This is a genomic window from Luteococcus sanguinis (genome assembly GCF_039527675.1).
GTDB lineage: Bacteria > Actinomycetota > Actinomycetes > Propionibacteriales > Propionibacteriaceae > Luteococcus > Luteococcus sanguinis.
On record NZ_BAAAKI010000010.1, the window covers coordinates 226,620 to 246,704 of the forward strand.

General features: G+C 68.3%; 18 protein-coding genes and 1 pseudogene. 10 read left to right on the forward strand and 9 right to left on the reverse strand.

What is annotated here, in order from left to right:
- Positions 1–65: 65 nt before the first annotated feature.
- Together ABD089_RS08320 and ABD089_RS08325 are read left to right on the forward strand one after the other, a co-directional pair.
- Positions 66–920: a CPBP family intramembrane glutamic endopeptidase gene (locus ABD089_RS08320; RefSeq protein WP_343885842.1), complete on the forward strand. Its 855-nt coding sequence runs from the start codon at positions 66–68 to the stop codon at positions 918–920.
- A gap of 39 nt (positions 921–959) precedes the next feature.
- Positions 960–2,000: pseudogene (locus ABD089_RS08325) on the forward strand (MFS transporter); the annotation flags it as partial.
- Positions 2,001–2,013: 13 nt separating this feature from the next.
- Here ABD089_RS08325 and ABD089_RS08330 read toward each other — a convergent pair.
- Positions 2,014–2,376, reverse strand: a complete 363-nt coding sequence (locus tag ABD089_RS08330) for a DUF5997 family protein (RefSeq protein ID WP_343885843.1) — start codon at positions 2,374–2,376, stop codon at positions 2,014–2,016.
- A 66-nt stretch (positions 2,377–2,442) separates the two neighbouring features.
- On the opposite strand from ABD089_RS08330, the gene ABD089_RS08335 reads away from it, so the two are divergent.
- Positions 2,443–3,090 (forward strand): LysR substrate-binding domain-containing protein, encoded by a 648-nt coding sequence (locus ABD089_RS08335; RefSeq protein ID WP_343885844.1) that lies wholly within the window; start codon positions 2,443–2,445, stop codon positions 3,088–3,090.
- A gap of 104 nt (positions 3,091–3,194) precedes the next feature.
- Here ABD089_RS08335 and ychF read toward each other — a convergent pair whose 3' ends face one another.
- The 3 genes from ychF to ABD089_RS08350 all read right to left on the reverse strand — a co-directional run bounded on the left by ychF (position 3,195) and on the right by ABD089_RS08350 (position 6,339).
- The gene (ychF, locus tag ABD089_RS08340) at positions 3,195–4,268 is read right to left on the reverse strand and encodes a redox-regulated ATPase YchF (protein ID WP_343885846.1); all 1,074 of its coding nucleotides are present in this window, start codon (positions 4,266–4,268) and stop codon (positions 3,195–3,197) included.
- A gap of 47 nt (positions 4,269–4,315) precedes the next feature.
- Entirely contained in the window at positions 4,316–4,882 is a 567-nt protein-coding gene (locus ABD089_RS08345) for a polysaccharide biosynthesis protein (RefSeq protein ID WP_343885847.1), read from the reverse strand.
- A gap of 188 nt (positions 4,883–5,070) precedes the next feature.
- Complete coding sequence (locus tag ABD089_RS08350; protein ID WP_343885848.1) at positions 5,071–6,339, reverse strand: M18 family aminopeptidase; 1,269 nt, start codon at positions 6,337–6,339, stop codon at positions 5,071–5,073.
- 136 nt (positions 6,340–6,475) lie between these two features.
- Here ABD089_RS08350 and ABD089_RS08355 point away from each other — a divergent pair, with 136 nt between their 5' ends.
- Both ABD089_RS08355 and ilvA read left to right on the forward strand, forming a co-directional pair.
- On the forward strand, positions 6,476–8,146 hold the full coding sequence (locus tag ABD089_RS08355; protein WP_343885849.1) for a DNA recombination protein RmuC: 1,671 nt from the start codon (positions 6,476–6,478) through the stop codon (positions 8,144–8,146).
- 50 nt (positions 8,147–8,196) lie between these two features.
- A complete protein-coding gene (gene ilvA / locus ABD089_RS08360) occupies positions 8,197–9,465 on the forward strand; it encodes a threonine ammonia-lyase IlvA (protein WP_343885851.1) in 1,269 nt (422 codons plus the stop codon).
- A 26-nt stretch (positions 9,466–9,491) separates the two neighbouring features.
- On the opposite strand, the gene ABD089_RS08365 is transcribed toward ilvA, so the two are convergent.
- Positions 9,492–10,460 carry a 4-hydroxy-3-methylbut-2-enyl diphosphate reductase gene (locus ABD089_RS08365; protein WP_343885852.1) on the reverse strand — a complete coding sequence of 323 codons (969 nt, stop codon included), beginning with the start codon at positions 10,458–10,460 and terminating at the stop codon, positions 9,492–9,494.
- A gap of 33 nt (positions 10,461–10,493) precedes the next feature.
- Positions 10,494–11,324, reverse strand: coding sequence for a CPBP family glutamic-type intramembrane protease (locus tag ABD089_RS08370; protein ID WP_343885854.1), 831 nt, complete (start codon positions 11,322–11,324; stop codon positions 10,494–10,496).
- A 44-nt stretch (positions 11,325–11,368) separates the two neighbouring features.
- Between ABD089_RS08370 and xseA the strand changes: the two genes are divergently transcribed.
- Both xseA and ABD089_RS08380 read left to right on the forward strand, forming a co-directional pair.
- Positions 11,369–12,640: an exodeoxyribonuclease VII large subunit gene (gene xseA / locus ABD089_RS08375; RefSeq protein WP_343885855.1), complete on the forward strand. Its 1,272-nt coding sequence runs from the start codon at positions 11,369–11,371 to the stop codon at positions 12,638–12,640.
- A 10-nt stretch (positions 12,641–12,650) separates the two neighbouring features.
- Positions 12,651–12,899, forward strand: coding sequence for an exodeoxyribonuclease VII small subunit (locus tag ABD089_RS08380; RefSeq protein WP_343885856.1), 249 nt, complete (start codon positions 12,651–12,653; stop codon positions 12,897–12,899).
- Between the two features lie 51 nt (positions 12,900–12,950).
- Here the strand turns inward: ABD089_RS08380 and ABD089_RS08385 are convergent, their stop codons facing one another.
- Positions 12,951–13,496 (reverse strand): DUF4245 domain-containing protein, encoded by a 546-nt coding sequence (locus ABD089_RS08385; protein ID WP_343885857.1) that lies wholly within the window; start codon positions 13,494–13,496, stop codon positions 12,951–12,953.
- Between the two features lie 68 nt (positions 13,497–13,564).
- Here ABD089_RS08385 and ABD089_RS08390 point away from each other — a divergent pair, with 68 nt between their 5' ends.
- A complete protein-coding gene (locus ABD089_RS08390; protein ID WP_343885858.1) occupies positions 13,565–14,230 on the forward strand; it encodes a spermidine synthase in 666 nt (221 codons plus the stop codon).
- A 46-nt stretch (positions 14,231–14,276) separates the two neighbouring features.
- On the opposite strand, the gene phoH2 is transcribed toward ABD089_RS08390, so the two are convergent.
- On the reverse strand, positions 14,277–15,611 hold the full coding sequence (gene phoH2 / locus ABD089_RS08395; protein WP_343885859.1) for an RNA 5'-3' helicase PhoH2: 1,335 nt from the start codon (positions 15,609–15,611) through the stop codon (positions 14,277–14,279).
- Between the two features lie 276 nt (positions 15,612–15,887).
- Between phoH2 and ABD089_RS08400 the strand changes: the two genes are divergently transcribed.
- Positions 15,888–18,266, forward strand: coding sequence for a glycoside hydrolase family 31 protein (locus ABD089_RS08400; RefSeq protein WP_343885860.1), 2,379 nt, complete (start codon positions 15,888–15,890; stop codon positions 18,264–18,266).
- A gap of 47 nt (positions 18,267–18,313) precedes the next feature.
- Here the strand turns inward: ABD089_RS08400 and trhA are convergent, their stop codons facing one another.
- A complete protein-coding gene (gene trhA / locus ABD089_RS08405) occupies positions 18,314–19,006 on the reverse strand; it encodes a PAQR family membrane homeostasis protein TrhA (protein WP_343885861.1) in 693 nt (230 codons plus the stop codon).
- A 78-nt stretch (positions 19,007–19,084) separates the two neighbouring features.
- Here trhA and ABD089_RS08410 point away from each other — a divergent pair, with 78 nt between their 5' ends.
- Positions 19,085–19,894, forward strand: coding sequence for an isoprenyl transferase (locus ABD089_RS08410; protein ID WP_343885862.1), 810 nt, complete (start codon positions 19,085–19,087; stop codon positions 19,892–19,894).
- The last annotated feature ends 191 nt before the right edge of the window (positions 19,895–20,085 follow it).

Genomic DNA, 20,085 nt, shown 5'->3' on the forward strand with positions numbered 1-20,085 from the left:
CCTATCCTCCAGACATGGAGTTTGGACAGCGTACAAATCCGGCAGCGGCGTCTCCTCGCCCATTCATGCTGGCGTTCGTCACCATCGTGATGGCCGCCGTCCTGGCGGTCACGGCCCCGGTTCACCTGGGCGCCAGTCCGACCTACCTGACCGTGCTCACGCCGATCTTCCAGTGGGTGCCGTTCGCCACGATCGCCCTGCTGCATGTGCTGTTGACCCGTCGCGACCGGCACGGCAGCGCAGTTGATCATGAGAAGCTCTGCACACTGGCCCGAGCCTCCATCCGCGGACACTGGCGCTCCATCATTCACTGGTGCCTCCTTGCCCTGGGGCTCCTGCTCGCCACATCAACCGTCCCCTTGGTCGTGGCGGCAGCGCTGGGCTTCGTCCAGCTCCGTTGGGTCGACGGCGCCGGGCTCGCGGCGCTGCTCACGCTGCCGGTGGCACTGGTGTTCATGCTCCCCGTGGCCGGCGAGGAGTTGGCTTGGCGCGGCTACATCACCACGCTGCTCTCCCCCGCCGGCTTCGCGCGAACCACCATGATCATCACCGCCATCTGGGTGACCTGGCACCTGCCCTTGATGCTGGCGCTGGCGTACGCAGGGGAAATGGACACCCGCGACGTCCTCGCCAAGTCGGTGGACCTCATCCTGGCATCCGTCCTGCTCAGCGCCCTGCGATACCTGAGCGACAGCGTGTGGCCGGCGGTCTTCGCGCACGCCCTGTTCAACAACCTCTTCCAGATGGTCCAGTACAACTTCATGACGCCGCTGCGGGACGCCAACGCTGCCCACTACTGGGGCTACATGGCCTGTTCATGGGCGGCGTGGCTGGCAGTGGACGTCCTACTCGTGCGCCTGCTCATGGGGCATGGACGAGACCACAACCACCATGATCAACAGGACTACTTGCCGCTGTAGACCGGGAAGGCGGCCGCACAGCTGGGGCACGCTGACGCCGTAGCGCGCGGCACGATCCTGTCCAGCCTCGCGTCCGAGCGTCTGACCCGCCGCTTCGGTGCGGGCAAGGTCACCGCGGTCAGCGTCGCGATGACGGCCGCGGCACTGCTCGGATTCTCCGTCTCGCACGAGTTCTGGATGCTCCTGGTGTGGGCCATCCCCTACGGCCCCGGCGCGGGTGCGGTGGACGCGGCGCTCAACAACTACGTCGCACTGCACTACACGGCCCGGCACATGAACTGGCTGCACAGCTTCTGGGGCGTCGGCGCCTCGATCAGCCCCTTCATCATGAGCCACGCACTGGGCGCAGGCGCGGGTTGGTCCAGCGCCTACCGCACCGTCGGCATCATCCAGGTGGTGCTGGCCGTTGGCCTGCTGGCGAGCCTTCCGTTGTGGGGACGGGTGAACCAGCTCCCGTCCCTGCACCCTGACGAGGACGGCGACGAGGCCGCGGCGCACGGCGGCCACGTACCGCTGGCGCAGGCCCTGCGCATCCCCGGCGTCACCTTCATCCTGGCCGCCTTCTTCGCCTACTGCGCGATGGAGAGCACCGCGATCCTGTGGGCCGCCAGCTACCTGGTGCAGCACCGTGGCATCGCCGCGGCCACCGCTGCTGCCTTCGCATCGCTGTTCCTGTTGGGCATCACGGCCGGACGCTTCCTGGCTGGCATCTTCGCCGACCGGGTCGGTGATACCTGGCTGATCCGAGGCGGTTTCCTGGCCGTCGGCCTCGGCGTCCTGCTGCTGGCCCTGCCGGGCGTCCCCAATGTGCTGGCCCTGGCCGGGCTGGTGATCGCAGGCCTCGGGTCTGCCCCGATCTACCCGGCGATCATCCACTCCACGCCCAAGAACTTCGGCGCGAAGAACTCCCAGGCGATCATCGGCATCCAGATGGCCTCGGCCTACACGGGTTCGACGCTGGCCCCGCCCTTGTTCGGCTTCCTGTCGGCGGCAACCGGCATGTGGCTCCTGCCGTGGTTCATGGGCGCGCTGGTGGTGCTCGGCCTGGTGATGTCGGAGCGCCTCAACAAGGTGGCCTGAGCACTCCAAAGCGTTACGAGTCGGAGCGCTGGGCCTTGAGCCGCTCGCCCTCGGCCACCACCTGACGGTGGACGGAGCGCTCGTGCTCCAGCCACGACGGAGGATTGGCCAGGAGCTCGCCCACCTGGTCGGCGTCGAGCGGCTCGGTGATGCCGCCGCGCGCCAGGCCCGAATTGGACACGCCCAGCTTCTGCGCGACGACGTCGCGCGGGAAGGGACCATTGCGGCGCAGGTCGGCCAGCCACTGCGGCGGGTTGGCGTGCAGCTCCGCCAGTTCGTCGCGGGTGATGGACGTCTGTTGGAAGTCCTCGGGGGCTGCGGACAGCAGGATGCCCAGCTTCTGGGCGGCTGTGGACGGCTTCAGGTTCTGGCTCACGGCGCGAGCGTAACCCAGTCGGACTGCGTTGGGGTCTTCGCGGGCCGGGAGCAGTAGCCTGCCCGGGTGAGTGAGAACACGCTGCCTGCTGCCGGACTGCGGATCGGACATGTCCGCGGCGTCACCCTCACCAAGTGGCGGCGCATCTGGGACGAGCGTTTCCGCGACCCGATCGTGGTCGAGGAGGTGCCCGATGCCGCACAACTCGACGGGCTGCGCGCTGGCACCCTCGACATGTGTTTCGTGCGGCTGCCGATCGACCGCGAGGGCCTGCACGCGATCCCCCTCTACGAGGAGCAGATGGTCGTCTGGACGTCCAAGGAACACCTCTTCGCCGCCGCGGACGAGGTCTCGATGGCTGACCTGGCGAGCGAGGAGACCGTCCTCAACGAACTGGACGACACCGCCCTCGACCGGGTGCTGGCAGGCGTCGCCGTGCTCGTCGTCCCGATGTCGATCGCCCGCGGCGCGAGTCGACGCGACCTGGTCTACCGGCCCGTCACCGACGCCGACCCCTCCCCCATCGCGCTGGCCTGGCGGCAGGGCGACGAGAACCCCCTGCTCGAAGAATTCGTCGGCGTGGTCAGGGGCCGCAGCGCCGACAGCTCCCGCACCCAGCAGGAACGCGCCGCCTCCGGATCCAAGCCGGCCCCAGCGCGTCCCCGCAGCCGTGACAAGCGGAACCAGCCCCGTAAACCCCGACGCGGCCACTGAGCCCCGGCCGACCGACTGGGATGATGGGAGAGCGAGGCCTTGATCGCTCCAATCGGATCTGCCCCGTTCAGACCACATCGTCGGTGAATCGCGCGTTTCAGGCATCAGTTGTTGAAGCGGAACTCCACCACGTCGCCGTCCTGCATGATGTAGTCCTTGCCCTCGAGGCGCGCCTTGCCCGCCTCACGCGCGGCCTTGACCGAGCCCAGCGAAATGAGGTCGTCGTAGCTGATCACCTCGGCCTTGATGAAACCCTTCTGGAAGTCCGTGTGGATCACGCCGGCGGCCTCTGGAGCCGTGGCGCCCTTGCGAATCGTCCAGGCGCGCACCTCCTTGGGGCCCGCGGTGAGGTAGCTCTGCAGGCCGAGGGTGTCGTAGCCGACTCGTGCCAGCATGTTCAGGCCCGGCTCCTCGACGCCCGCGTCGGCCAGGAACTCGGCGGCGTCTTCCTCGTCCATCTCGATCAGTTCGCTCTCGAACTTCGCGTCCAGGAAGACGGCCTCGGCGGGGGCGACGATCTCACGCATCCGCGCCTTGAGGTCTTCGTCGGCCAACTCGTCCTGGTCGCAGTTGAAGACGTAGATGAAGGGCTTCGCGGTGAGCAGCCACAGGTCGCGCAGGTGCTCGGTGTCCATGCCGGAGGCGAAGATCGTCTGCCCGGAGTTCAGCACCTCGACGGCCTGGGTCATCGCGTCGAACTTGGGCTTGGTCTCCTTCTTGAGCCGCGCCTCCTTCTCCACGCGCGGCAGGGCCTTCTCCAGCGTCTGCAGGTCAGCCAGCACCAGTTCGGTGGTGACGGTGTCGATGTCGCTGGACGGGTTGACCTTGCCGTCCACGTGGGTGACGTCGTCGTCGGTGAACACGCGGGTCACTTGGCAGATCGCGTCGGCCTCGCGGATGTTGGCAAGGAAGGCATTGCCCATCCCCTCACCCTGCGAGGCGCCCTTGACGATGCCTGCGATGTCGACGAAGCTCACCGTCGCCGGGATCTTGGCCTTGGAGTCATAGATCTCGGCCAGCTTGTCCAGGCGCGGTTCGGGCACCCCCACGATGCCGACATTCGGCTCGATCGTCGCGAAGGGATAGTTCGCGGCGAGCACGTCGTTGCGCGTCAACGCGTTGAACAGGGTCGACTTGCCGGCGTTGGGGAGGCCGACGATTCCAATGGTGAGTGCCACGTCGAGCAAGCCTAGTTGCTGGTTGCCACGGTCGAGGAATCGGTTGGTCAGACGACCGCCGACAACTTCGGACGGGTCGGTGGCGCGGCGGTCGTGCCCAGCGGCAGGGACGCCCGCTGCGCCGTGAGCTTGGCCATTTCGTCCGGGTCGCTGCCGTCGATGCCACCGAGCCGCACCGGATCGACCGCGGGGACGGCGACGCTGGTGATCAGCTCATGGCCGGTGCCACGCAGGTGCTTCAGAGCCGCCGCGTGGAAGACGACATCGGGCTGGTGCTCGGCGAAGACGGCGTCGAGGGCGGCCTCGTCGCGGATGTCGCACAGCACCATGTTGCGTGTGTTCAGCAGGCCCTGGTTCCAGATGCTCAGCTGGGTGGAGTGCAGGCCCGACTCGTCGCGGTCGAGCAGGATGAGCTCTTCGGGCCCGAACTTGTGTACCTGGCGGGCGATCTCGCTGCCAACGCGGACGAGGTGGTTGCCGGTGCCTGCACGCTGATGCCGAAGAGGTGGAGGTTGCGCTTGCTGGGCGCGTCGTCGAGGAAGGCGGCCACGGCTCCATGTGCCGGCCCGCGGCTCAAGGCGGGTCCGGTGACCTGGAAAACGTGGCGAGCGCACATGTAGGACACGTCACCACTCCTGGTTCTCGGCGAGCGCTCGGATTTGGGCCGAATCAACCGGCTTGTCGTGGTGTTGCAGGGCGATGTGGACATCGAGGTCGCCCAACACCGCGTCATTGCTCCGGGACATCGTCGAGTAACCGCACGATCCCTTGACCAGATGTCACGAAACGGTGACCTGTCCCGTCAGGCCCCGGCCCAGTAGGCACCGATCGCCCGGGTGAAGTACCACGGATCCTCCACCCCGCACAGCTCGCGGGCGGAATGCATGCTCACCAGCGGGATCCCCACGTCGACGGTCGTGATGCCCAGCCGGGTCGCGGTCAGCGGACCGGTCGTCGACCCACAGGGCACGGCGTTGTTGCTGACGAAGGGCTGGGTGGGAACATCAGCCGCCTCGCAGGCCCGCTTCCACAGCGCACCGCCGACGCCGTCGGTGGCGTAGCGCTGATTGGCGTTGATCTTGAGCAGCGGCCCACCGTTGAGCACCGGGTGGTTGTTGGGGTCGAACATCCCGACGTAGTTGGGGTGCACGGCGTGGCCGGCGTCCGCGCTCAGGCACGACGAACGGGCCAGCATCGCGCGGTAGCCGTCGCCCATCATCCCCATCCCCTCGGCCAGCCGCACCAGCACGTCCTCCAGGAAGGGGCCGCAGGCACCGGATCGCGTCGACGACCCGACCTCCTCGTGGTCGAAGGCGGCCAGCACTACGACATCGGGTCCGGGTTCGGCGTCCAGGAGTGCGCGCAGGCTCGCGTAGACGCTGGACAGGTTGTCCATCCGGGATGAGGCGAAGAACTCCTCGTCCGGCCCGAACACCGCCGGCGCCTCGGTCGGGAAGGTGAACACGTCGTGGTGGGCCAGGTCACTCGCGTCGATCCGGGCCATCCGGCACAGGTACTCCTCGATGTCGAGGCCCGGGTCGAGGGAGTAGAAGGGCATCAGGTGCTGTTGGCGGTCCAGGTGCAGGTTGTCGTTGACGCTGCGGTCCAGGTGGGGCGCCAATTGGGCGATCCGGGCGATCGGTCCGGTGCGCACCAGCGTGACGGTTCCGTCGATGGTGACCAGCCGCCCGGCAAGACCCAGTTCACGGTCGAGCCACGAGTTCAGCAGACCGCCGCCGTAGACCTCGGCCCCGAACTGCTGCCAGCCCTCGACGGTGCGCACGGGGTTCGGCTTCAGCTTGAAGGCCGGGGAGTCGGTGTGCGACCCGACGATCCGAAAGCCCGTCTGGTCGTCAACCGAGTCGGGGGTCAGCCATGCGATCAAGGCACCGTCCCGGACGACGAAGTGGGCGCCGGCGACGTCATCCCAGGCCGTCTTCTCGTCCAGCGCGGTGAACCCGGCAGACGTGAGCTGGGCCGCCATCTCGGCCACCGCGTGGTAGCTGGTCGGGGACGAGGTGACGAAGTCGCCGAAGCCGGCGATGAGTTCGAGTGCGGAGTCGCTGGGCATGGGGTCAGTATTCCATCGCCCTGCCCACGACAGCGGGCCGGGCCGTGGACCCAGCGGACGTTTGTTCGATACCGATCCGGCCCTGCCCGGGGTGGGCTGCGAAGAACTGTCAGTGCCCTCCGGCACAGTGGACACCATGGACACCACCGCCGTGATCATGCTCGCCATTGGGCTCTTCGCTGGCCTGCTCGTCGGCACCCTCGCCGCCCTACAGGTCGCCCGCGCACGCGCCGCCGCACTGACCGCCGCCGGTGAGGGCGCGCTGTCCGAGGCGCGCGCCGAGGCGGCTGGCGCGCGGGCTGAGGCGGCGACCGCCCGCTCGGAGGTCGCAGGTGCCCGCGCCGAGGTGGCCAATGTGCGCACCGATGCCGCGAAGGCGTGGAGCCAGGTGGCAGACATCCGCGCCGACCTCGAACGCGCCAAGGCGGAGTCCGAACGGGCCAAGGCCGAGGCCGCTGGCTCCCGCGCCGACGCCAGTGACGTCGAGGCCAAGATCGCCCAGGCCAACGCCCAGGTGGCCCAGGCCCGCAGCGAGCAGGCCGACGTGGCGGCCCGTCTGGTGGGTGTCACGGCGGAACGGGACGCCGCCGTCCGCCGCGCGGAGGAGCTGGCCGCCGACCGCGAGTCGATGGAGAACCGTTTCAAGGTGCTGTCCAGCGAGACCCTCGAGCAGCAGGGCAAGCAGGCCGACGTGATCGCCGAAGCCCGCCTGAAGGCGACCGCGGACCTGATGACGCCGGTGGCCGAGAGCCTGAAGACGATGAACGACCGCATCAACCAGGTCGAGCGGGAGCGCGCCAGCGCCACCGCCGAGATGCGCGAGCAGATCAACTCGGTGCTGGTCACGAGCGAGAACCTGCGCCGCGAGACCAATTCCCTGGTCAGCGCACTGCGCAAGCCGCAGGTGCGCGGCACCTGGGGCGAGACCCAGCTCAAGCGCGTGGCCGAGCTCGCCGGCATGGTCGAACGCTGCGACTTCGACCTGCAGACCTCCACCAGCACCGACGACGGCGTGCTGCGCCCCGACATGAAGGTCAACCTCGCCGACGGCAAGGTGCTCTTCGTCGACTCGAAGGTGCCGCTGTCGGCCTTCCTGGACGCCTACGAGGCCGCCGATGACTCCCTGCGCGACACCCACCTGTCCACCTTCGCCCGCCACGTGCGCACCCACATCGACCAGTTGTCGGGCAAGCAGTACTGGAAGCTGGAGAAGAACACGCCCGAGTTCACGATCCTGTTCATGCCGAGTGAGGCCTTCCTGCAGGCCGCCCACGAACAGATGCCCGACCTGCACGAGTACGCGGCGCGCCGCAACATCACCCTGGCCACCCCCAGCATCCTGATCCCGCTGCTGCGCGCCGTCGCGCACGGCTGGCAGCAGGCTGCACTGGCCGAGAGTGCCGCGCAGGTCGCAACGCTCGGCCGTGAGCTCTACGAGCGCCTGGGCAAGATGGGCGCCCACTTCGACGGCGTCGGACGCGGCCTCACCCAGGCGGTCAAGGCCTACAACTCGACGCTCGGCTCGCTCGAGGGCCGCGTCATGGTCACCGCTCGCAAGTTCAACGAGCTCGAGGTCACCCACGCCGAGCTGGCGCAGGGCACGCCGGTGAAGGAGACCCCCCGCCAGCTGACCTCGGCCGAGCTGACCGCCTCCATCGCCGACGAGCTCGAGGCGCTGGAACCCGGCACCGACGAGCGGACGCTCCCGGAGCAGGAAGCATTGACCCGCGACCAGCCCACCCTCGACGACCTGCTCGCTCCCGATGCCCCCGTGGTGAGCCTGCAGACGCGCAAGAAGTCCAGCTGACCAGCTGGGATGGCGACGCCACCGCGCGGCGCCACGCCTAGAATCGGCCGGTGACTTCACTCGCAGAGCTCGCCGGGCTGGTGGCGACCGCCGCCCATAACCTCGAAGGGGTGGCCGTCCGCACCCCCCTGCAGCGCAACGACCGCCTCAGCGAGGCGACCGGCGCCGAGGTCTGGTTCAAGCGCGAAGACCTGCAGCCCGTGCGCTCCTACAAGCTGCGCGGCGCCTACAACCTGATCAGCCAGCTCACCGACGCCGAGCGTGACGCCGGTGTCATCTGCGCCTCGGCTGGCAACCACGGCCAAGGCGTCGCGTGGAGCTGTGCCGCGCTGGGCATCAAGGGCACGATCTATGTCCCGTCCACCACGCCCCGGCAGAAGCGCGACCGGATGATTGCTCTCGGTCAGGGCTGGGTGGAGCTGGTGGTCATCGGTGACACCTATGATGAGGCGTCGAACACCGCCAAGCGCGTCGCCGCCGAGACCGGCGCCACGATCGTCCCCGCCTTCGACGACCCCCGTACCGCGGCCGGTCAGGGCACCGTCGCCAAGGAGATCCTCGACCAGCTGGGCACCTCACCCGACCTGCTGCTCGTCCCGGTCGGTGGCGGCGGCATGCTCGCCGGCTGCGCCGCCTGGTTCGCCGAGCACTCCCCCAGCACCCGCATCGTCGGCGTGGAACCCGCCGGCGCGGCCTGCATGGCCGCCGCACTCGCCCAAGGTGAGCCGGTCGAGCTGACCGGCATCGACACCTTCTGCGACGGCGCCGCCGTCGCCAAGGCCGGCGCGGTCACCTTCCCGATGGTGCAGGAGGCAGCCGTGGAGGTCGTCGCCGTTCCGGAGGGGGAGATCTGCACCGAGATGCTCGCGATGTACCAGACCGACGGGATCATCGCCGAGCCCGCCGGAGCCCTGGCCGCCGCATCCCTGCGATCTGCCCGCGACACCGCCCCGGTCACCGTCCAACCCGGGCAGACGGTCGTCGTGATCGTCAGCGGCGGCAACAACGACGTCTCCCGGTACGCGGAGATCGTGGAGCGGTCCCTGATCCAGGAGGGGCGCAAGCACTACCTGCTGGTCAGCTTCCCGCAGGAGCCGGGAGCGCTGCGCCGCTTCGTCGACGACGTGCTCGGCCCCGACGACGACATCACCTACTTCGAGTACGTGAAGCGCTCCAACCGCGAGATCGGTCCCGCGCTGGTGGGCATCGAGCTGGGTGATCCCGCCGAGTACCCGCACCTGCTGGAACGCCTGGACTCCTCGGGCATCCACGCCGAGGTGGTCAGCCCGGACTCCCCCTTCTACCGCTTCCTGGTCTGAGGAACCCTGTGGCCGACACCACGTGGTCAGTGCTTGATCGCGTGCTTCGGCAGGTCCTTGCGCAATTCCGGCGGCAGGGCGAAGGTCAGCGACTCCTCGGTCAGCCGCTCCTCCACGGCCTTCGGGAAGCCGTGCGCCTCGAGGTACTCCAGCACCCCGTCCACCAGCTCCTCCGGCACGGACGCACCGGAGGTGACGCCCACAGTGAGCACGCCCTCCAGCCAGGCCGGGTCGATCTCGGAGGCATTGTCGACGCGGTAGGAGGCCTTCGCGCCTGCCTCCAGCGCGACCTCGACCAGCCTTACCGAGTTGGACGAGTTCTGCGAGCCCACCACGATCACCAGGTCAGAGTGCGCGGCGATCTGCTTCACGGCCAGCTGGCGGTTCTGCGTGGCGTAGCAGATGTCGTCGCTGGGCGGGTTGGTCAGCAGCGGGAACTTCTCGCGCAGCCGGTCAACGGTCTCCATCGTCTCGTCCACGCTCAAAGTGGTCTGTGACAGCCACACGATGGGCTTGTCGGTGGGCAGGTCCAGTCCGTCCACGTCGCTGGGGTGCTGCACCAGCGTCATGTGCTCGGGCGCCTCGCCCATCGTCCCCTCGACCTCTTCATGGCCCTGGTGGCCGATCAGCACGATGGGAAGATCCTGCTTGGCGAACCGCTTCGCCTCGTGGTGCACCTTGGTCACCAGGGGGCAGGTCGCGTCGATCGTCTTGAGCGCCCGCTCGGCGGCCTCGTCGTGGACGGCCGGGGAGACGCCGTGGGCGCTGAACACGACGGTCGCACCCTCGGGTACCTCGGAGAGTTCCTCGACGAAGATCGCCCCGCGCTGCTCCAGGGTCTCCACGACGTGCTTGTTGTGGACGATCTGCTTGCGGACGTAGACGGGCGGGCCATACACGTCCAGCGCCTTCTCCACCGTCACGACGGCTCGGTCGACCCCGGCGCAGTAGCCACGCGGGGCGGCGACGACGACATGCTTGGCGGTTTCGCTCATGGGCTCCACTCTACCGGGGAGCCAACCGCTGGCTCAGGCCGCGGCAGCAGCGGCGCGGGCGCGCCGACGGCGGGTCGCGATGACGAACATCGCGAGGAAGACCGCCGTGGTGATGACGGCTGCCAGCAGGTGGCGGGCCCACCATCCGTCGGTGGCGATCACGTCGTCGCCGGCGAACTGGTAGGCGGCGATGACCATCATCCAGCGCGCGAGCCCGGCCGGGAGCGCCCGCTGCCACGGTGAACCATTGCCGAGGAAACCCAGCAGCATCGAGAGCACCAGGGTCGACAGCAGTCGTAGCACCGCCTCGCCGCCGGTCATCAGCACCGGGAGCTGCCACAGCCACCACGCAACGCCGACCAGCAGTGCAGCCGCGGTGCGCGGCATCTTGTTCTCGAGCAGGGGCTGCAGCACGCCGCGCCAGCCGTACTCGGCGGCCAGCACGGCGGCGAGCTCCACCAGCGCCCACACCACGAAGGGCACCCCGGCCACCGCCCCGAAACCCGTCCAGCCGTGCTGGGTGCACGCCCACAGGGCCAACAGGAAGAAGACACCCGACGCGAAGCCGAGCACCGTGTGGGCCCGGTGCTGCGCTCGTCCAACCGCCGGGGGCAGCAGCGTCGGTCCGGCGAACCGCACGGCAGCCAGCCCGGCCACGGCCAGCGCCAGACCAGTGACCAGGTCATCGGCAACTCCCGCGCCGGTGCCGTTCGCCTCGTCCAGCAGGGCCAACGATGTGGCGAGCGCCAACAACCCCAGCGCCACGGCCACGACGACGAAGACCGCCACCGCCCGCCACGGCGAGCGCCTCGCCGCTGCTCGTCCGTCCGCTGGTCGACTGGCCTGGGCGCCTGCTCTGCTCATGTCCACAACGGTAGTTGTCAGTGCTAAGCCCTAGGGTGGTCGCCATGGCGATGGACAGCTCCCCGGAACAGCCGCAGCCGCTGGGACGCGTGGTCCAGGCGGTCAAGGGCTGGGTCGAGCGGTGCGGTGCCGTCTGGGTCGAGGCGCAGGTGATCGAAATGCGTCGCCGTGCGGGCGCGTCCACACACTTCCTCACTTTGCGAGACCGAATGGCCGAGACCTCGGCCACCATCACCTGCTCGACCCAGGTGCTGGACGCCGCCGGGCCCCTGACCGAGGGCATGACCGTCACTGCCTGGATCAAGCCGACCGTCTGGTCCAAGAGTGGGTCGCTTACCTTCGAGTGCCGCGAGATCCGGGTCGCCGGCGAGGGGCGGCTGCTGGCAATGCTGGAGACGCGAAAGCGGATGCTGCAGGCCGAAGGCCTGTTCGACCCGGTGCGCAAGAAGCGGCTGCCCTTCCTGCCGCGACGCATCGGCCTGGTCACCGGCGCCGATTCCGCCGCCGAACGCGACGTCGTGACCAACGTGCTCGGACGCTGGCCGGGAGCCCAGATCGAGGTGCGCCACGCCCGCGTCCAAGGCCCCGACTCCGCAGCCGAGGTGATGGTCGCCCTGGCCGAGCTGGACGCCCATCCACAGGTCGACGTCATCATCATCGCCCGCGGCGGCGGTTCGCTGGAGGACCTGCTGCCCTTCTCGGACGAGGGACTGGTGCGCGCCGTCGCTGCCGCCCGGACGCCCATCGTCTCCGCCATCGGGCACGAGCCGGACACCCCGATCATCGACCTGGCCGCCGACGTCCGCGCGTCCACGCCCACCGATGCGGCCAAACGCGTCGTCCCCGATGCCGCCGACGAGGCGCGTCGCGTCGCGCAGGCCAAGGACCGGATCAGGCAGGCCATCGTGCAGCGGGTCCGCACCGAGCAGCACCAGCTGGACCAGCTGCGCAGCCGTCCCGTGCTGCAGAACCCCACCGGTTCCTTCGAGGCGCACTATGACCGGTTGGAACTGGCCCGGGGCCGGCTGTCGCGCGCCATCAACCAGGTGCTGAGCGGCCAGTCGACGTCCGTCGCCCATGACCTGGCGCGCATCCGGGCGATGTCGCCCAAGGCGACGCTGGAACGCGGCTACTCGATCCTGGTCGACGGCGAGGGACGATCAGTCTCCAGCATCTTCGACGTCGACCTGGACGACGACGTGCTGGCCTACGTCGCGGACGGGCAGCTGACGCTCGGCGTGCGGGGGATCGCCGACGGAAGCGGCGAACAGATGGGCCTCGCGGACGAAGAATTCAACGACGAGACGGACGAGTGAGGAGCCACCCATGGCCGACACCGAGCAGAACACCGAGAAGTTGAGCTACGAGCAGGCCCGCGAGGAACTCGGCGAGGTGGTGCGCCGCCTCGAGTCAGGAGGCGTGCCGCTGGCCGAGTCGATGACCCTGTGGACCCGGGGTGAGGAACTCGCCGCGATCTGTCAGGGCTGGCTCGATGGCGCGAAGGCCAAGATCGAGGCCGCCCGCACGGCGCAGGCGTCCACCACGGACGCGCAGGACTACGACGGCCAGGGGTAGTCAGCTGGCACTGGTCGTCAGCTGGCCTAGATGATCAGCTGGCCCTGACAGTCAGCTGGCGCGGAGCTTCCCCACGAAGGATTCCAGCGACTCCCAGCTGGTGTCGGCACACACGGCGGTTCCGACCTCGCCCTGCTGGTCGAACAGGCAGTGGGTCCGGTCGTCGGGTGAGGTCATGCGCGCCCAGGTCTTCGCGCCGATGGTCGACGAGCCGTCCGCGTAACCGGTGCGGCTGGCCTCCCGCGCGAGCCCGGCCGGGTCGGCGTCGCGCTGCTCGACCTCGTAGTAGAACTTGTCCGGGCCGTGCACTCCGAACAACCACGTGTTGCCGACAGCCGTGGCCTTCGAGGTGATGGCCTTGCCCTTCTCGACGAACTTGGCCTTGGTCACCTTCCAATCATCGCCCAGCTCCTGTGGTGCGAGCACCGGGTAGTTGGCCTTCGTGCGCGCCTCGGCGACGGCCGGCTTCCAGTCGACGGTGGCCAGGTTCGGCTCGTCCGGGGTGACCGAGAAGAACTGGTAGATCAGCGCCGCCGGCACGAGAATCACCAACATCGCGACGACCATGTTCCATCCGGTGAACTTGTTGTTGCGCACCGGCGCATCCTACCGGGGCTGCGACGATGTTCCCTGCGACCAAGATGAACGATGAACAGGAGCAACCCATGGACGAGCTGACCACCCTGGGCTTCGACGACTCCGACGGATTCGACATCGCCCTGCGCCGTCGCGGCCGGCGTGAAGACCCCGAGGCGATCGTCGAGCTCATCGTCAACGGCATGTTCGCGATGGACACCGCGGACGCTTCCAGCGAGGTCGCGCTGGCCGACATCGTCCCCAATGATGCGACCTCCGTGCTGGTTGGTGGGTTGGGCCTGGGGTTCACCGCGGGCGCCCTGCTCGACCGGCTCCCCCACTGCCGGGTCACGGTCGTGGAACTCTCCGGTGCCCTCATCACCTGGGCACGAGCCAGCTTGGTCGACACCCTGACCCGGGTCGCCGACGACCCACGCGCCACCCTCGTCCACGCCGACGTGAAGGACGTCCTGCGCGATGCGACCCACAGCTGGGACGCAATCTTGCTGGACGTCGACAACGGACCCAGCTTCCTGGTGCACGACCACAACGCGCCGCTCTACGAGCCCGACCTCTTGTCCTCGGCGATCGCTCGCCTGTCCCCCGGCGGCCTGCTCGCGGTCTGGTGCGAACGAGCCTCCGCCCCACTGGACGCACGCCTGCGCGAACTGAGCAGCGACGTGGGCACCGTCACGGTCAGGGTCAACCGTGACGGGCACCACATCGACTACGCCATCCACACCGCCCGCGCCTGAACCGGCGCGGGCGCGCCCTCAACGAGGGCCCACTCGCAACGAACGCTCAGAGCGCGTCCTCCAGCATCTCAGTGACCAGCGCGGCGATCGGCGAACGCTCCGAACGGTTCAGCGTGACGTGCGCGAACAAGGGGTTGCCCTTCAACCGCTCCACCACGGCGGCGATACCGTCATGGCGTCCCACCCGCAGGTTGTCGCGCTGTGCGACGTCATGGGTGAGCACCACGCGCGAGTTCTGGCCGATGCGCGAAAGCACGGTGAGCAGCACATTGCGCTCGAGCGACTGCGCCTCGTCGACGATCACGAAGGCGTCGTGCAGGGAACGCCCGCGGATGTGCGTCAACGGCAGCACCTCCAGCATGTCCTGCGCGATGATCTCGTCGATGACGTACTTGTTGGTGACCGAGCCGAGGGTGTCGAAGACGGCCTGACCCCATGGCGCCATCTTCTCGGTCTCGGTGCCGGGCAGGTAGCCGAGCTCCTGGCCGCCGACCGCGTACAGCGGACGGAAGATCATCACCTTCTGGTACAGGCGGCGCTCCATCACCGCCTCCAGACCGGCGCACAGCGCGAGCGCCGACTTGCCCGTCCCGGCGCGGCCGCCGAGGGAGACGATGCCGACCTCCTGGTCGAGCAGCAGGTCCAGCGCGACGCGTTGCTCAGCGGAGCGTCCGTGGATGCCGAAGGCGTCCCGGTCGGACTTCACCAGCTTCACCTGCCCGGACGGCAGCTTGCGCCCCAATGCAGACCCGCCGCCACCGTGCAGCACCAGCCCGGTGTGGCAGGGCAGGTCGGCGGCCTGTGGGACGTCCGCGACCCCGCCCTCGTACAGCGCGTCCACCACCGACGCGTCGACGTCGAGCTGGGTCATGCCGGTCCAGCCACTGTCGACGGCCAGTTCGGCACGGTACTCCTCGGCCTCCAGACCGACGACTGAGGCCTTGACGCGCATCGGCAGGTCCTTGCTGACCACGACGACATCCTTGCCCTCGGCGGACAGGTTGATCGCCACCGCCAGGATCCGGGAGTCGTTGTCACCGAGGCGGAAGCCATGCGGCAGCCGCTCCGGGTCGGTGTGGTTGAGCTCGATGTGCAGCACGCCGCCGGCATCGTTCACCGGCACCGGTTCGTCCAGCCGCCCGTGCTCGATGCGCAGGTCGTCCAGCAGGCGCAGCGCAGAACGGGCGAAGTAGCCCAGCTCCGGATGGTGCCGCTTGCCCTCCAGTTCGGCGATCACCACGATCGGCAGCACCACCTCGTGCTCCGCGAAGCGCAGCATGGCCCGCGGGTCGCTGAGCAGCACGGACGTGTCGATGACGTAGGTCTTGGCCTGGGTGTCGACGGATGCGTCGGCGTCGCTGGTCACGTATGGGTCTGTCACATGCTGGTTATGGGGCTTGAGCACGGCACTCCTCGAGCAGTGAGGGGCCCTCCGCTGCGCAGCCGGCCCCAGATCGGTCAGGGTCGACAGCTTTGGACGATGTCCGCGGGGGGCCACAGGGATATTCCCCCGGGAGCCCGTCGTGGTCCGTCCATGAGCCCCAAGCTACGACGCGCCCGGGCCCGTGGGCCACGCCGCGCCGTCAGCTTCACCAATTGTTCAACTGGGTGCCGCCCTCGGCTCGCCGGCCCGGTGGCGCGTTCTAGGCTGGGCCACATGCCGCAGCTGCCCGAACGTTTCCACCTGGCCATCACACCGAAGGCAGCACCCGACGCGGTACTGGTCTTCGACACCGTGCGCCTCACCTTCCTCACCGACCGGTTGGTGCGGGTGGAGCACTCCCCCAGCGGGAACTTCGAAGACCGCGCCACGCAGATGGTGCTGAACCGCCGGTTCGGCGTCCCCCCGCTGACCGTGAACCGCAGGGGCGAAGGCGTCCAGGTGCTCACCGGCGCCATCCAGCTCGACTATGCCGGCGGCGAGCCCACCCCGGCCACGCTGTCGATCAAGACGCTCTCGGGCAGCTACCACTCCGTCTGGCGTCCGGGCGAGGACCCGACCAGCGACTTCGCCAGCCACGTGAACCTGCGCAACAACCTGGGCGGCACTGTGCGCACCCTCGACACCATCGACGGCGCCACGCCCCTGGAGCCCGGTCTGCTCAACGAGCTCGGCATCGCCTCCCTGCCGGACGACACGCTGCCCATGACCGACGACGGATGGTTCGAACCGCGCCTGGACGGCTACTCGGACACCTACGTCTTCGCCTACGGCCACGACTTCGCCGATGCCGTCGCCGACTTCTACCGCCTCACCGGCCCGCAGCCGGTGCTGCCCCGCTACGCGCTGGGCAACTGGTGGAGCCGCTACCACGACTACACCCAGGACGAGTACCAGGCGCTGATCGAACGTTTCGAGGCCGAGGACCTGCCCTTCTCGGTGGCGGTCGTCGACATGGACTGGCACCTGGTTGACATACCCGAGCGCTTCGGCAACGGCTGGACGGGCTACACCTGGAACCCCGAGCTGTTCCCCGACCACGTCGGTTTCCTGCGTTGGCTGCACGAGCACGGGATGAAGATCGCGCTCAACGTCCACCCGGCCGACGGCATCCGGGCCCACGAGGAGGCCTACCGGCGGGTGGCCGAGGCGATGGGCATCGACCCAGCCTCCGAGCTACCCGTCAACTTCGACATCGCCGACCCCGACTTCCTCGCGAACTACCTCGAACTGGTCCACCACCCGCTCGAGGACGAGGGCGTCGACTTCTGGTGGCTCGATTGGCAGCAGGGCGGCCACAGCTCCATCCCCGGCCTCGACCCCTTGTGGCTGCTGAACCACTTCCACTTCCTCGACAACGCGCGCACCGGTCGTCGTCCGCTCACCTTCTCCCGCTACGCCGGGCCCGGGTCGCACCGCTACCCGGTCGGCTTCTCCGGCGACTCGGTGATCTCCTGGAGTTCCCTGGCCTTCCAGCCGTACATGACCGCCACCGCCTCGAACATCGGCTACGGCTGGTGGTCCCACGACATCGGGGGCCACATGTTCGGCACCAAGGACGACGAACTCGCGACCCGGTGGCTGCAGTTCGGCGTGTTCAGCCCGGTGACGCGCCTGCACTCCACCAAGGCCCGGTTCAGCGGCAAGGAGCCCTGGCGCTTCGACGCCATTGCCGAACAGGTGATGGGACGCTTCCTGCGCTTCCGCCACCGGATGGTGCCCTACCTGTACACGATGAACGAGCTGGGCAACCGGACGCTCTCACCGCTGCTGCGCCCCATGTACTGGTCGCATGGTGACCAATGGGAGGCCTTCCAGGTCGACAACCAGTACTGGTTCGGCACGGAGCTGGTGGTCGCGGCGATCACCGAGCCGAATGATCCACGCCTCAACGCCGGGCGGGTGAAGGCCTGGCTGCCACGCGGCACCTGGACCGACATCTTCACCGGACTGGTCTACACCGGTGACAAGTTCGTCGAACTGCACCGTGGACTGGGCCAGTACCCCGTGCTGGCCAAGGCCGGCGCCATCGTCCCGTTGACGGGCGAGGACGATCTGCGCGTCGAGAACCCAGCCAGCCTGGAGATCCGCGTCTTCGCCGGGGACGCCGGTGAGTTCGTCCTGTACGAGGACGACGACGCCGTGGACGCGCGAGCCGCTCGCACCCGGTTCACCCTGGACTGGGCAGGCGGACGCTTCACGATCCACCCCGCCGAGGGGAACCTGGACGTGGTCCCCGCGACGCGCGACTACCGCGTCGTGCTGTTCGGAGCAGCCCCCGCAGCCGTGCAGGGCCACGAGAGCGTGTGGGACGAGTCGACGGGCAGCCAGGAGATCGACCTCGGGCCAGTCAACACCCGCACCGGCGCCGAGATCGTCTTCACCGAGCCCCTGACGCTGCACGACAACCAGGTGCCGGCCCGCGTGGCCGCCTTCCTGGACCAGGCAGAGATCGAGTTCCTCACCAAGGACCGCGTGATGGCCATCGTGGACGCGAACCCGGCCAGTGCCCGTCGTCTGGTCAAGATCGCCGAGCTCGGCCTGGACGAGCGCCTCGAATCAGCCCTGCGGGAGCTCATCGCCGCCCACGAGTGATGTGCTGTGCCAGATAGCCCCACCCCGGTCCCCGGGCCCGGCGAGGGTCAGAAAGCCACCAGACAGATCGCGATGAAGTGGCAGATCGCCGCGATGATCGTGCAGATGTGGAAGATCTCGTGGAATCCGAACCACTCCGGCCACGGGTTCGGGTACTTGAAGGCGTACGCCAGTGCCCCGACGGTGTAGACCAGCCCGCCAGCAGCGATCAATGCCACGACAGCAGCACCACCTGCTTCCAGGAACTGGGACATCCATCCGACGGCTGCCCAACCCATCGCGACGTAGAGGCCGACGTAGAGCCAGCGTGGCGCATCGATCCAGAAGACGCGGAACAGGACGCCCACGAGCGCGCAGGTCCAGATCAGCACCAGGATCTGCACCAGGCTGCGTCCGTGCAGCATGGCGACGCTCAGGGGTGTGTAGGTGCCGGCGATGAACACGAAGATGTTGGCGTGGTCGACACGGCGGAAGACCGCCTTGACCTTGGGCGTCCAGTTCCCCCGGTGGTAGAAGGCGGAGTTGCCGAACAGCAGCAGTGCCGAGACGAGATAGATGGCGGACGCGAACCGGATCGATGCCGTGCGCCCGAAGGCGACCAGCACCAGCCCCGCCAGCAGGATGACGGGCGTGAATCCCTGGTGGAACCAGCCGCGCAGCCGCGGTTTGAGCGCGTCCGCGAATTCCTCGACGCGCTCCTGGACGGTGTCGCCCAGGCCTTCGGTCTGCATCTGCTTCATACAACCTACGGTACCGTAGGTTGGCGCTGGGGCAACATCGGTGGACGTTTCGGCCGCACGGCTGGATATTGTGGCGCCATGGCAGGCATGGAACGATTCAGCGAGGCGATCGATCGTCTCCACCCCTCCGGCCTCCTCTACTCCACCTACGAGTCGCGCCTGAGCGCAGAGCTCGACCGATCAAACCTTCCCCAGCACATCGCCGTGCTGGCGGACGGAAACCGTCGTTGGGCCCGCATGAACGCTCCCGACCAGCCCCTGGTTGCCGGCTACCGTGCGGGTGCCGGCAAGCTCGAGGACTTCTGTGGCTGGTGCGACGAGGTCGGCATCAAGGTCATCACGCTGTGGGTCCTCTCCACCGAGAACCTCTCCCGCGCCGGGGACGACGAGCTCCAGCCTCTTCTGGACGTGATTCAGCAGCTGGTGCTCGATCTTGCAGCCAAGGGAACGTGGCGAGTCCAGATCGTCGGCGACCGGGCTCTGCTCCCCCAAGCCATGTCGGACGCGCTGTCCGAGGCCCAGGAACGGACGTCCACCATCCAGGGCATGCACATCAATGTCGCGGTGGCCTATGGCGGCCGGCACGAGCTCCGCGACGCGGTCCGCTCCCTCCTGCAGGCGGAGGCCGAGAAGGGGACGCAGCTCGCGGAGTTGGCGGAGCGCCTGGAGATCGACGACATTTCCAACCACCTGTACACGAAGGGCCAGCCCGACCCCGACCTGATCATTCGGACGAGTGGTGAGCAACGCCTCAGCGGATTCTTGATCTGGCAGAGCGCCCACAGTGAGTTCTACTTCTGTGAAGCCCTGTGGCCCGACTTCCGACGCGTGGACTTCCTGCGTGCCCTGCGCTCCTTCGCGCAACGAGAGCGTCGTTACGGCAAGTAGCCCCTGGGAGCACGCATACCTTCGACCGGGTGATCGAGGGCTTCAACTGCCGATCCACATCACCCACTCTGCGCCACCCGAATCAAAGAACTGCAGATCCTGCACTCCAAGGCAATTGTCTGGGAAATGCACAACACCCCTGACAGATGCCTTGCGGCTCCCGTCAGGGGTGTTGTATAAGTCCGGCGGCG

What these genes read in the sequence shown, in the direction of transcription:
- ABD089_RS08320 (WP_343885842.1), top strand. Translation starts at nt 66, where the DNA reads ATGCTGGCGTTCGTCACCATCGTGATGGCCGCCGTCCTGGCGGTCACG.
- ABD089_RS08350 (WP_343885848.1), bottom strand. Translation starts at nt 6,339, where the DNA reads ATGCCCAGCGACTCCGCACTCGAACTCATCGCCGGCTTCGGCGACTTC.
- ABD089_RS08355 (WP_343885849.1), top strand. Translation starts at nt 6,476, where the DNA reads ATGGACACCACCGCCGTGATCATGCTCGCCATTGGGCTCTTCGCTGGC.
- ABD089_RS08365 (WP_343885852.1), bottom strand. Translation starts at nt 10,460, where the DNA reads ATGAGCGAAACCGCCAAGCATGTCGTCGTCGCCGCCCCGCGTGGCTAC.
- ABD089_RS08370 (WP_343885854.1), bottom strand. Translation starts at nt 11,324, where the DNA reads ATGAGCAGAGCAGGCGCCCAGGCCAGTCGACCAGCGGACGGACGAGCA.
- xseA (WP_343885855.1), top strand. Translation starts at nt 11,369, where the DNA reads ATGGCGATGGACAGCTCCCCGGAACAGCCGCAGCCGCTGGGACGCGTG.
- ABD089_RS08380 (WP_343885856.1), top strand. Translation starts at nt 12,651, where the DNA reads ATGGCCGACACCGAGCAGAACACCGAGAAGTTGAGCTACGAGCAGGCC.
- ABD089_RS08390 (WP_343885858.1), top strand. Translation starts at nt 13,565, where the DNA reads ATGGACGAGCTGACCACCCTGGGCTTCGACGACTCCGACGGATTCGAC.
- ABD089_RS08400 (WP_343885860.1), top strand. Translation starts at nt 15,888, where the DNA reads ATGCCGCAGCTGCCCGAACGTTTCCACCTGGCCATCACACCGAAGGCA.
- trhA (WP_343885861.1), bottom strand. Translation starts at nt 19,006, where the DNA reads ATGAAGCAGATGCAGACCGAAGGCCTGGGCGACACCGTCCAGGAGCGC.
- ABD089_RS08410 (WP_343885862.1), top strand. Translation starts at nt 19,085, where the DNA reads ATGGCAGGCATGGAACGATTCAGCGAGGCGATCGATCGTCTCCACCCC.